The 12,521-nt window shown below is 47.4% G+C and carries 7 protein-coding genes; 4 read left to right on the top strand and 3 right to left on the bottom strand.

Features of this window, described 5'->3' with window-relative positions:
* Positions 1 to 73 precede the first annotated feature (73 nt).
* On the bottom strand, positions 74 to 1,828 hold the full coding sequence (gene cobJ, locus QUB20_RS12025; protein ID WP_333250551.1) for a precorrin-3B C(17)-methyltransferase: 1,755 nt from the start codon (positions 1,826 to 1,828) through the stop codon (positions 74 to 76).
* 218 nt (positions 1,829 to 2,046) lie between these two features.
* Here cobJ and QUB20_RS12020 point away from each other — a divergent pair, with 218 nt between their 5' ends.
* Complete coding sequence (locus QUB20_RS12020) at positions 2,047 to 6,315, top strand: cobaltochelatase subunit CobN (RefSeq protein WP_333250554.1); 4,269 nt, start codon at positions 2,047 to 2,049, stop codon at positions 6,313 to 6,315.
* A gap of 353 nt (positions 6,316 to 6,668) precedes the next feature.
* Here QUB20_RS12020 and QUB20_RS12015 read toward each other — a convergent pair whose 3' ends face one another.
* Entirely contained in the window at positions 6,669 to 7,283 is a 615-nt protein-coding gene (locus QUB20_RS12015; RefSeq protein WP_333250556.1) for a COP23 domain-containing protein, read from the bottom strand.
* 370 nt (positions 7,284 to 7,653) lie between these two features.
* Here QUB20_RS12015 and QUB20_RS12010 point away from each other — a divergent pair, with 370 nt between their 5' ends.
* From QUB20_RS12010 to QUB20_RS12000, 3 genes are all read left to right on the top strand, one after another.
* Positions 7,654 to 9,339: an NAD-binding protein gene (locus tag QUB20_RS12010; protein WP_333250557.1), complete on the top strand. Its 1,686-nt coding sequence runs from the start codon at positions 7,654 to 7,656 to the stop codon at positions 9,337 to 9,339.
* 169 nt (positions 9,340 to 9,508) lie between these two features.
* Complete coding sequence (locus tag QUB20_RS12005) at positions 9,509 to 11,302, top strand: N-acetylmuramoyl-L-alanine amidase (protein WP_333250559.1); 1,794 nt, start codon at positions 9,509 to 9,511, stop codon at positions 11,300 to 11,302.
* Between the two features lie 82 nt (positions 11,303 to 11,384).
* Entirely contained in the window at positions 11,385 to 11,780 is a 396-nt protein-coding gene (locus QUB20_RS12000; protein WP_333238543.1) for an SH3 domain-containing protein, read from the top strand.
* 116 nt (positions 11,781 to 11,896) lie between these two features.
* Here the strand turns inward: QUB20_RS12000 and QUB20_RS11995 are convergent, their stop codons facing one another.
* Positions 11,897 to 12,457, bottom strand: coding sequence for a Uma2 family endonuclease (locus tag QUB20_RS11995; protein WP_333234107.1), 561 nt, complete (start codon positions 12,455 to 12,457; stop codon positions 11,897 to 11,899).
* Positions 12,458 to 12,521 lie beyond the last annotated feature (64 nt).

The raw sequence follows: 12,521 nt of genomic DNA, 5'->3' as shown, positions 1-12,521 counted from the left end.
CGTCCAAAAAGGACGGGCGGGACGCCCATCCCACAATAACAATTAAAATTGTAAGTTATTTAATTCGCGATCCTTATTTTTCGTACCTGCGCGGCGTGTAAACCCAAACATCTCCATATTTGCGGGGAATAATCCGAGTCTGACTGGAACCGACAATCACTAAAGTTCTCATGTCAGCGTCTTGGGGCTGGAATTCGCCGAGGGTGCAAACCCGCACAGATTGACCGGGCCGGCCGAGGTTTCGCCCTAGTACGACGGGGGTTTTAGCATCGCGACTTTGCAACAAAATCTCGATCGCCCTTGCGAGTTGCCAAATCCGCTGTTTCGAGATGGGATTGTAAAATGCGATCGCGAAATCTGCGATCGCAGCAGCAGAAATCCGCTGTTCAATGACCTCCCAAGGCTTGAGAATATCCGAAAGCGAAATCACGCAAAAATCGTGTCCGAGGGGTGCTCCGATCGCAGCAGCGGCCGCCTGCATGGCTGAAATGCCCGGTGCCACCCGAATATCGATGCCTTGCCATTCGGGTTTGGCATCAAAGTCGATCGCCTCAAACACCGCCGCCGCCATCGCAAAAATACCCGGATCTCCCGACGAAACCACGGCGACAGATTTGCCCGATGCTGCTAAATCTAGGGCAAAACGGGCGCGATCAATCTCTTCGCGGTTGTCGGAATCGTGCCGCTTTTGTCCTTCCCGCAGGGTTCCAGCTAAGTCGAGATAGAACTTGTAACCCACCCAATCCGTGGCTTCGCGCAGAATTTCCTTAACCTCCGGGGACATCCAGGGCGCGCCTCCGGGGCCGGTACCGACGATCGCCAGTTTGCCGCGGCTAACTCCGATCGCCCTAGCATCAAAGGGTTGGGCGGCCAGGGCGATCGCGCAATTCAGGGATAAAGTGCGATCGTACTCGATTAAGTGACTGTTTGCACCGGCTGCTGTCAGGGCAATTTGTGCGGCCTGATTTTCGATGAATTCAATTGAGTCTAATTCGACAAGTTCCGATTGATTGAAAAAACGGACTGGGACTTTAAAATATTGTGAAACTGCTTCAAGTGCCCGATTTCCCATCTCATCTTTTAATGCAAAAAATCCCGCAACGGAAGCTGGGGCCAAACCTGCATTTTCCAAGACTTGCTGGACACATGAAACCGCTATTTCTGGCTCAATATTCGATAGCTTTGTGAGTGCAACTGCTGCAATTTGCGGATGGTAAACTAAACAATCTGGCGTTGGCGCAATTGCTTTTTCGGTGACGCGGATCGTCAATTTTGCGTCGGGGGCTATCGGCAAATTGCTCTCAGAAAGCCAGCTTGCAGCCCCTTCTAGGCGTACTTTTGCTCCGGCGAGCAAATTTGAAATAAAAGTCTTCGCGTCCTCTGGATTCGCTAAATAATAGCCTTGGGGAGGACTCAGCAGCGCGGTGCGAAACCGGATATCTCCGGTGGTGGTAATTGCAGGTTGTACGCCCAGGGCTGCTGCAATCTCCCTGGCCAAATCATTAACGCCGTGCAAACCGCCCAGCAGCGGTACGACGGCGCTTCCGTCTTCTGCGACGGCTAAAACTGGCGGTTCGGCGCGTTTGTCTGACAGCAGCGGGGCGAGGGTGCGGATGATTATTCCGGCGGCGCAGATGGCGATGATTGGGGTTTCTGTTGCGAATAATTCCCGCAATGTTTCGCCGAAGTTGCTAAAGTTGATGTCTGTGTTGGAAGTGCGATCGATTAAACCGTAAATCTGGGAACCGGGGAAATGTGCGGAGATTTTTTTGGCGATCGGCAGGCTGTTTTGACCTAAGATAACAATTGCGGGAGGAACTCGAACCATTTTAGATTTTAGATTTTAGATTTTAGATTTTATGAGAGTTGCGACGGAAATTAGGAATTGATAATTGATAATTGGTAATGTAGGGGCGGGTTCGCCAAGGTCTGCAATACAACACCAGAAATCTACTAAACCCGCCCCACCCCCACCGAGGATGCTATCTAATATAATATAACCTAATTAAAACAGGCTACAATCAATAAATATTTCGAGGTTTGGCTGTGAAACGCATTGTCTTAATTGCAGGGTTTGAATCTTTTAATGCTGATTTGTACCGGAAAGCTGCTGAGTTGGCTGTTTCTGGGTGTCAGGGATTGGAAGTACGGGTTTTTAGCGATCGCGCCCTCGCAGACGAACCCGAAGCTGTAGCAGCCGCCCTCTTGAATGCTGATGTGTTTTTCGGGAGTTTGCTGTTTGATTACGATGCGGTAATGTGGCTGCGGGAAAGGGTGCAAAATATTCCGATTCGCCTGGTTTTTGAGTCGGCTTTGGAATTGATGAGTCTTACTCAAATCGGCGCTTTTAAAATTGGCGACAAACCGAAAGGAATGCCGAAGCCGGTTAAGTTTATTCTGGATAAGTTCAGCAACGGGCGAGAAGAAGATAAGCTGGCTGGTTATATCAGCTTTTTGAAGATTGGGCCGAAGTTATTAAAATATGTGCCGGTGCAAAAAGTGCAAGATTTGCGAAACTGGCTGATTATTTATGGTTACTGGAATGCGGGCGGGGCGGATAATGTTGTCTCGATGTTTTGGATTATTGCCGAAAAATATTTGGGGCTGAAAGTTGCAGAAATTCCGCCGCCTGTGGAAACTCCCAATATGGGTTTATTGCATCCTGATTATAATGGTTATTTTGAATCGCCTCGGCAATATTTGGATTGGTATCTCGGTAATCAAATGAGTAGAAGCGGGCAAGATGCCCGTTCCACAAAAGAGGCTAGACATCTTGATAGAAAGGGTTATAACGGGCAAGATGCCCGTTCCACAAAATTTGAGACTAATTTGTCTGAAAATTTAGATCGGGTTTCTAACGGGCAAGATGCCCGTTCCACAAAATTTGAGACCAATTGGTCTCAAAATTCAGACAGAGGAAAATCCCCTGTTGTGGGCATCTTGCTTTACCGCAAACACGTTATCACCAAGCAGCCTTATATTCCTCAATTAATTCGCTATTTTGAAGATGCGGGAATTGTGCCTTTGCCGATTTTTATCAATGGCGTTGAAGGCCATGTGGCGGTGCGGGATTGGATGACGACTGCTGGTGAAACTGCGCGCCGAAAACAAGGCAATATTGAAACTCTTTCGCTTTCTAAAGATGCCGTGGAAGTTGATGCGATTGTTTCTACTATTGGCTTTCCTTTGGTTGGCGGGCCTGCTGGTTCGATGGAGGCGGGGCGTCAGGTGGAAGTTGCTAAACGCATTTTAACTGCTAAAAATGTACCTTATTTTGTGTCCGCACCTCTGCTGATTCAGGATATCCATTCTTGGACTCGTCAGGGGATTGGAGGTTTGCAAAGTGTGGTATTGTATGCTTTGCCGGAGTTGGATGGCGCGATCGATCCTGTTCCCCTGGGCGGTTTGGTGGGTGAGGATATTTATCTGGTGCCCGATCGCGCGAAACGCCTGACAAGTAGAATTAACAATTGGGTGAAACTACGTCAAACTCCGCCATCTGAAAGGAAAATTGCGATTATTCTCTACGGGTTTCCTCCCGGTTACGGGGCGGCGGGTACGGCGGCTTTATTAAATGTACCGAAATCGCTGCTAAATTTCCTGCACAAACTTCAAGCAGCAGGTTATACAGTTGGAGAAATTCCGGCTGACGGTGAGGAGTTAATTCGCAGGGTGAAAGAGGCGGATGAAGCTACTTGTGACGGGCAAGATGCCCGTACCACAAAAGAGACTGTTAATGTCAAAACTTTAGAAAAATGGCTGGGCTATCTGTTAACAAGTCGTATCGAAAAACAGTGGAAATCTTTAACGGGTACGGGCATTAAGACAGACGGCGATGAGTTCCAAATCGGTGGCATTCAACTGGGGAATGTTTGGATAGGTTTGCAGCCGCCGCTGGGAATTTCGGGCGATCCGATGCGCTTAATGTTCGATCGCGATTTGACGCCTCACCCTCAATACGCTGCTTTTTACAAGTGGCTGCAAAATGATTTGCAAGCTGATGCTGTGGTTCACTTCGGAATGCACGGCACTGTTGAATGGTTGCCGGGATCTCCTCTGGGAAATACTGGCTATTCTTGGTCGGATATTCTGCTGGGAAGTTTGCCCAATCTTTATATCTATGCTGCTAACAATCCCTCGGAATCGATGTTGGCAAAACGGCGCGGTTATGGTGTTTTGATTTCTCACAACGTGCCGCCCTACGGCCGCGCGGGCTTGTACAAGGAATTGATGGCTTTGCGGGATTTGATTGCGGAATATCGGGAAGATACGGCTAAGAATTATGTGCTGAAAGAGGCTATTTGTAAGAAAATTTTAGATAGCGGTTTGGAGGCTGATTGTCCGTTTGAGGATGCTCGAAAATTGGGGATTGCTTTTAGTTTTGAAAATGTGGGAATGTTCAGTGCTGATGCTTTTAACCGCTATTTGGTGAAGCTGTACGAGTATTTGCAGGTGGTTGAATCTCGATTGTTTTCTTCGGGTTTACACGTTCTCGGAGAACCACCTAATTCTGAGGAAATGACCTCTTATCTTGAGGCTTATTTTGGGGATAGGTTGTCGGAGGAACAGGTGAAAGCAATTGTTTCACAAACCAGCACAGGCAAGATGCCTGTGCCACAAACAAGCACAGGCAAGATGCCTGTGCCACAAACCAGCACAGGCATCTTGCCTGTGCCACAAACCAGCACAGGCAAGATGCCTGTGCCACAAACAAGCACAGGCAAGATGCCTGTTTCACAAACCAGCACAGGCAAGATGCCTGTTTCACAAACCAGCACAGGCAAGATGCCTGTGCCACAAATCAGCACAGGCAAGATGCCTGTGCCACAAACAAGCACAGGCAAGATGCCTGTTTCACAAACAAGCACAGGCAAGATGCCTGTTTCACAAACAAGCACAGGCAAGATGCCTGTGCCACAAACCAGCACAGGCAAGATGCCTGTGCCACAAACCAGCACAGGCAAGATGCCTGTGCCACAAGAGGGGTTTGATGGGGTTTTTGAGGAGGGTTTGTTGGTGCGGGATTTGTTGTTGCAAACGACGGATGAATTAACTAATCTTTTGCGGGGTTTGAATGGGGAATATATTCTGCCTGCACCCGGTGGGGATTTGTTGCGGGATGGGGCTGGGGTGTTGCCAACTGGCAGGAATATTCACGCTTTAGATCCTTATCGGATGCCTTCTCCTGCTGCTTATGAAAGGGGGCGCGAAATTGCTCGGAAAATTATTGAGAAGCACCTTGAGGAACATGGGAATTATCCTGAGACTGTGGCGGTGATGTTGTGGGGTTTGGATGCGATTAAAACGCGGGGCGAATCTATTGGAATTCTGCTAGAATTGGTGGGGGCTGAACCTCTAAAAGAAGGTACTGGCCGCATTGTTCGCTATGAATTAAAACCGTTAGCTGATGTCGGTCATCCCCGGATTGATGTGTTGGGAAATCTTTCTGGTATTTTCCGAGATAGCTTTGTCAATATTATTGAATTGTTGGATGATTTGTTCGTGCGGGCAGCGGATGCTGATGAACCGGAATCGGAGAATTTTATTCGCAAACACGCTTTGATTTTGCAGGCCAAAGGTGTGCAGAATTATTCGGCAAGGTTGTTTTCTAATCCGGCTGGGGATTTTGGTTCTTTGGTTAACGATAGGGTTGTTGATGGTAGTTGGGAATCGGGGGATGAGTTGGGGAAAACTTGGGAAAGTCGCAATGTTTTTAGTTACGGGAGGAAGGATAAGGGGGAAGCGAGGCCGGAGGTTTTGACTCAGTTGTTGCAAGGGTGCGATCGCATAATTCAAGAAATTGATTCTGTGGAATACGGTTTGACTGATATTCAAGAGTATTATGCGAATACTGGCGGTTTGAAGAAAGCCGCAGAAAAGCAGCGCGGCAAAAAGGTTAACACGAGTTTTGTAGAAAGTTTTTCTCAGGATACAACTCCGCGCAATTTAGAAGATTTGCTGCGCTTGGAATATCGAACTAAGTTGCTAAATCCTAAGTGGGCTAACGCGATGGCAAATCAAGGTTCTGGCGGCGCTTATGAAATTTCGCAGCGCATGACGGCGTTAATTGGTTGGGGCGGAACGGCTGATTTTACTGATAGTTGGGTTTACGATCAGGCGGCTGATACTTATGCTTTGGATGAAGAGATGGCGAAGAAGTTGCGGGAGGCCAATCCTGAAGCTTTTCGCAATATTGTCGGCAGAATGTTGGAGGCTAACGGGCGAGGTTTTTGGCTGCCGGATGCGGATAAGTTGCAGCAGTTGCGCGAGTTGTACGAGTTAACTGATGAGAAGATTGAAGGGGTGACAGTGTAGTTTTTTTAGTTAACTGGTTCCTAGGCTCTGCCTGGGAACGGATATCCAGAGGCTCTGCCTCGCCAGCTTCCAGGAAAATTGGAGGCAGAGCCTCCTGATCTGTGTTACCAGGCAGAGCCTGGTAACGAGTAGAAATTTCTCAGGTGCAAGTTTAACTGGTTCCTAGGCTCTGCCTGGGAACCGATATCCAGAGGCTCTGCCTCGCCAGCTTTAACTGGTTCCTAGGCTCTGCCTGGGAACCGATATCCAGAGGCTCTGCCTCGCCAGCTTCCAGGAAAATTGGAGGCAGAGCCTCCTGATCTGCGTTACCAGGCAGAGCCTGGTAACGAGTAGATAACGAGTAGAATTGGAGATTAAATACCTCGATCGCCCTGCGGTTTTGCTACAGGAACTGACGGTTTTTTATTGGGAGAATTAAAAGCTCGATCGACCATATCTCCAAAGGGAACAAACTGCGGTGCAGACGATGGAGCTCCGGTTCTGAACACTGCCACGGGCCCGCTGCCGTCTTGGGCAAAATTAATCAATTTCGTTAAAGCTTCACCGGGATTTTTAGCATTGCGCTTGTCTAGGGTGAACAGCAGATTTTGAGAGTTGCAGCGCCCCCGTCCGTTCACATAACAAACTACGGGCAAGTTATTAACAATTCCTGTTGTTAACTGCAAGTTGCTCAATCTGCCGCCATTCTGGGCAACAGCTTTGGTCAATCGATTGGAAACAATTTGGCAGCGCTGCCAAGGTGTATATTCGCGGCCGAACTCGGTAGATTTCCACAGAATCATTGGATCTGTCGTGACATTTCCCCGGCGCGCAATTGTGACAAAATTCCGACCGGAAGTAACGCACTGAAATGTTGTTCTAGTGCTATTCCAAGAGTTGCTGGCTGGATCTGCTTGCACTTGGCTTGGCAAGGCGACAGTACCGGCGAAAACTAAAGCGGATGCTAATAAGGGTGCAGTCAATTTCATAATAACTCCTGCCGCTAAGGCAGCTAAATTTATTTAGGAAGTCATAGTTGTAGGGACAGGGCAGTGTCCTGTCCCTACCTATTCAAATTCCGCTGGTTGACTGTCGCACCCGGATATTTTTCAAATATTAAATCAGGTTAGTTGCACCTCATGTCTGTAGGTACATGGCAGTGTGGTGTGTTTATTTCAACACTGGGAAAGGTGGCTTTAGGAACACGGCACAGCCCTTTCTTTGTTTCCAACACTTTGAGACTGTGGCACAAGTTTCCTAGATAGTGTTTTTAGCTACATTCTCCAAAGCCACGACAGTCAACAATGGTAAGTAAAACTACAAAGCACAGCTCCGAAATCGGCTGGCAAATAAATTTTTATGAAACCTCGAATCATTGTTTGCGGGTTGGGCCACACGGGACACAAGATTTTTTGTTTGTTGAGACAGCAAGGAGCGATTGTGGTTGGTATTAGCGATCGCCCAATTCGCGGCGAAACCTCTGATGTGGTTGTCGGCAATTTGCAAGCAGCTTCTACCTTGTTGGCAGCGGGCATTCAAAAGGCTCACACTTTAGTAATTGCAGGAGACGATGATGCTGTAAATTTGGCAATTTTGATGCAAGCGAGGATTCTCAATCCTCAGATTCGCATCATCAATAGATTGTTCAATACTAGCTTGGGCGACAGAATTGACCACACTTTGCCCGATCACACTTCCATGAGCGTTTCATCATTGGCTGCTCCGGTTTTTGCCTTTGCGGCTCTCGGAAATCAGGCGATCGGACAGTTGCGTTTGTTCGATCGCACTTGGCCGATTCACGAAGAATATATCGATGAAACACATCCTTGGAAAAATCGCAAACTCAGCGATTTGTGGGACGATCGATCGCGAATGTTGATTTATTATCTGCCGGCTGCTAACAAAACTGATTTAGTATCGGCGGTGCTTGCCGATCGGCAGTGTCAGCAGGGCGATCGGCTAATTGTTGCCACTCAGCCGACTATCCACAGCCCCCAAAAAACTTTAACTCAAAAACTGCTCAAAACATTAACTAAGCTGCACAGATTTCAGCAGCACAGCCAAGCAGCAGTAATTGTTGTACTGACGCTGCTGGCCATGATTGCCGTTGCTACTGCCACCTATATTTGTGTTGACGAGCATATCTCAATTGTCGATTCTCTTTATTTTTCAGTAGGGATGATTACCGGAGCCGGAGGCTATGAAAAAGTGGCCGAACAAGCTCCTGAAAGCATTAAACTATTTACAGTTGTCATGATGTTAGTTGGAGCCGGCATCATCGGCATCTGCTACGCACTGCTCAACGATTACGTATTGGGAACTCGCTTTACCGAATATTGGGATGTGGCGCGAGTTCCGCAGCGCCATCATTACATTATTTGCGGGCTCGGAGGAATAGGTATCCAAATTGCTAAAGAACTACACACTAACGGTTACGATATTGTGGCGATCGAGCAAGATCCGAACAGTCGATTTCTGAGCACGGCTCGCTCAATGAAAATTCCGCTCATTCAGGGAAGTGCCAGTTTGCCCGCAACTCTGGAAGCTGCTAATGTTAAGCAAGCGGCAGCACTTTTGGCGGTAACTAGCAGCGATATGTCTAATGTTGAAATTGCCTTGAGCGCTAAAGGATTGGCACCCAAACTATCGGTTATTGTCCGCAATCAAGACCCACATTTTGCTTTGATGGTGCAGCAAGTTTTTGAGTTTGAAGGAGTGTTGAACCCGACGGAATTGGCGGCTCCTGCTTTCGCGGCGGCGGCGATTGGAGGCCGAATTTTGGGCAACGGAATGACGGCTGACAGTCTGTGGGTTTGCTTGGCTACATTGATTACGCCAAACCATCCTTTCTGCGGCCAGCGCATTCAAGATGCTGCTAAGTCTGCTGATTTTGTGCCTCTTTATGTGGAAACTAAGTGTCAAACTCTCCACGGCTGGGATTTGCTGAATTGTTGTCTGAGTGCGGGGGATGTTTTGTATTTGACGATGCCGGCGAATCGGTTGGATCAACTGTGGAGAACCACCTCGGAATTAATTAAAACTTAATGGTTTGACGCGGAAATTTATGTTGCCGATCGCTCAATTGCAACTACAAACCTGATAAAATGGGCTCTGTCTAGTAAATAAGACTTACGACTAATCCTCAGAAATCCGGTTTCTTAGGGCAAGTTCTAGTATAAATAACCCACAGAGTGTCAATTAGTTGCGATTGAGAATGAGAAAATTTTTAGGATTAGTTGTGTTTGGGATGATCCTGGCGATCGCCTCTGTAGCTGTCGCCGCTCAACCTTTGTTTGTCGCTTATCCTCCCAGTAACCACAAAACTACAGCCGATCGCATCTTTTTTATCGGCACAGCGCCGGCAACGGGTGAGGTTTTGGTAAATGGCAACCAAATTTCGCGCACCGCAGCCGGTCATTTCGCCCCGACTTTTCCGCTGCAACTCGGCGAAAATGTCTTTACCTTGCGCCACGAAAATCAGGAAGTCAAAATTAAGGTGACGCGCCAGTCGAATCAGCCGGAAGCCCCTGTTGGATTGGCTTTTGCTAAAGATTCCCTGACGCCAAAAGTCGATGTGGCGAGTTTGCCGGGAGAATATATTTGCTTTGGGGCGATCGCACCTGCGAATGCTCAAGTTTCGGTAAAATTGGCGGGCGTTACTATTCCTTTAAAAGCGCGATCGCAAGTGCAACTACCCGACAACAAATCTGTACTTTTAGGTGAAAACTCCCCGATCAAAAAAGGCGGCAGCGAACAGTATCAAGGCTGCGGTAAAACCCCTGAGAACGCCCTCTCATCTAAGGGAGAAACAGTTGATTTAGGCGTGCCATCGTTTGAGCTAACAATGAACGGTCAAACTATCAGCCAACAAGGTACTGGCAAGATTTCTATTCTTTCTCCGGCTGACTTAGAAATAGCCGAAGTAACGGCAGATCCGGGTGTTGCCAGAACCGGGGCGAGTACAGATTTTTCTCGGATGACACCGCTGCCGAAGGGAACGCGAGCAACAATTATCGGGCGGGAAGGAGAATGGCTCAGACTCGATTACGGTGCTTGGATTAAAGCATCGGAAGTGCAAATTGTCAAGGATGCAGTGCCTCCGCGATCGATTATTCGCAGCGCGCGATCGCGTCAAGTTTCCGGCTGGACAGAGGTCTTATTTCCCTTAGAAACACCCGTCCCAGTCACCGTGCAGGAAGGAGAACGTACTTTCACTTTAACCCTGTACAATACCACCGCTCAAACTGACATTATTCGCCTCGACGATGACCCCGTAATTTCGCGTTTGGAATGGCAACAAATCGCGCCGCTGCAAGTACAATACACTTTTAATCTCAAATCTGCCCAGCAGTGGGGCTATAAGTTGAGATACGAGGGCACAACTTTAGTGCTGTCTTTAAAACACCCGCCTGCGAATACAAGCATGATACCTGTATCGCAAGCAAAACCGCTGTCGGGAATTAAGATTCTCATCGATCCGGGACACGGCGGGCCGCAGGATGGAGGTGCTGTGAGTCCAGTGGGAATTAGGGAAAAAACTGTAGCTTTAACAGTGTCGAAATTGGTGCAACAGGAATTGGTAAATCGGGGCGCGAATGTGGTAATGACGCGGGTAGAAGATGTCGATTTGGATTTGCCGCCAAGGGTGGAAATGATTCAAAAAGAAGAACCTGCGATCGCAATTTCAATTCACTACAATGCTTTGCCGGATAACGGCGACGCGATTAAGACTAAAGGAGTCGGCGCTTTCTGGTTTCACCCGCAAGCGCACAGTTTGGCAATGTTTTTGCACAATTATTTAGTTGCCAAGTTGAACCGTCCGAGTTATGGTGTATTCTGGAACAACTTAGCCATGACTCGTCCTGCCGTTACTCCATCTGTTTTAATGGAATTGGGATTTATGATCAATCCCGAAGAGTTTGAATGGATTGTGAATCCGACAGAACAGAAGAAGTTAGCCGAGGCGATCGCCCAAGGTGTTACCGAATGGTTTGCCTCTGTCAAATAACAGTTAGTAGTAAGGACTGAAGTCATTATAAAAAAAAATTATAGTCAGGACTTCAGTTCAGCCAATCCAAGGAAATGAAATAATGCTAATTTTCACTCAATCAAAAGCCTTTTTTATTGCAGCCGTCGTTGCAAGTTTTAGCTTCTCACTTTACAGCTTTCCTGTTTTCGGCAAGCAGCAAACTCTGGCTCCCGCAAAAGCAGAAGCTTTAAAAAAGCAAACTCAATGCTCGTTTATTACTGGTGAAGGTGGCGCTATTAACATTCGCAAAGGCCCAGGCAATCAGTACCCAGTTGTTGCTAAATTGAAAAGGGGAGACGGAGTTAGGGCTGTCAGCAGACAAGGTAAGTGGGTGAAAATTGCGGCCAGGTTTTCAGGTAATCCTCCTAATGAAACTTTGACAATCCTTGACGGTTGGGTGAGCAATCAATTTATTAATGGCTGTTCCGAAGACCAATTTGACAGGTGGCGACAATAGGAAATTTGGTTTTTAGTAAGGACTTCAGTCCTTAGTTGAGATGAAAACTAAAATCTTCACTACAAACCACACCGGGATATTTTTAAAAGTGGTACAAAAAAGACGATCGCCCTGATTCATTCTTGCATTCTCAACCAGCTAAAAACCTGTTCGGCGGTGATATTCAGGGGAATCATTTCGGGCACAGGAAGGACATCGCTACCTTCGCAGAATTGCGGTTGTTGGTTGGGCAAAAACGCTAAAATCGATCGATCGTCTGGATCGATTAGCCACCCCAACTGACAATTATGTTGCAGACAGTGAATGATTTTTTTAGTTACGCGATTTGAGCTTTGTTGTGGCGAGAGAATTTCTATCGCCCAATACGGCGCAATTAGCACATCATCCAATGGTTCACCGCTCTCATCAAATTGAATTTGTTCCCACAATAGTACCGCTATATCTGGAACAATCGATCGACCGCCAAACGTACACCGCAACTCTGGAAACGCATAAGCTATCTTGGGAGTTTCCGTCACCTGATTAATTTCGTTGCAGGCTTTTAATCGCAATAAGCTATGCTTTGTTTTCGGCATAGGTTTTTGGATAATATCCCCCTCAATATATTCGCTAGCAGGTTTGGTTTCTGGCAGTTTCAGAAATTCTTCAAGGGTGAGGCGCTCAGTTGCGATCGTCATAAATAAATTCCTCAATGCTACCTATCTTCAGTGTAAACCAAAAAATAGTTATCTTGCATGAAAC

It is taken from the genome of Microcoleus sp. B4-C2, from assembly GCF_036705265.1.
Taxonomy (GTDB): Bacteria; Cyanobacteriota; Cyanobacteriia; order Cyanobacteriales; family Microcoleaceae; genus Microcoleus.
The sequence above is the reverse complement of the archived record's forward strand: the minus strand, read 5'-3'. Positions and strand labels throughout refer to the sequence as shown.

Bases quoted from the DNA above. Each gene is read 5' to 3' on its own strand.
- QUB20_RS12015 (WP_333250556.1), bottom strand. From the start codon at position 7,283: ATGAAATTGACTGCACCCTTATTAGCATCCGCTTTAGTTTTCGCCGGT.
- QUB20_RS12010 (WP_333250557.1), top strand. From the start codon at position 7,654: ATGAAACCTCGAATCATTGTTTGCGGGTTGGGCCACACGGGACACAAG.
- QUB20_RS11995 (WP_333234107.1), bottom strand. From the start codon at position 12,457: ATGACGATCGCAACTGAGCGCCTCACCCTTGAAGAATTTCTGAAACTG.
- QUB20_RS12000 (WP_333238543.1), top strand. From the start codon at position 11,385: ATGCTAATTTTCACTCAATCAAAAGCCTTTTTTATTGCAGCCGTCGTT.
- QUB20_RS12005 (WP_333250559.1), top strand. From the start codon at position 9,509: ATGAGAAAATTTTTAGGATTAGTTGTGTTTGGGATGATCCTGGCGATC.
- cobJ (WP_333250551.1), bottom strand. From the start codon at position 1,828: ATGGTTCGAGTTCCTCCCGCAATTGTTATCTTAGGTCAAAACAGCCTG.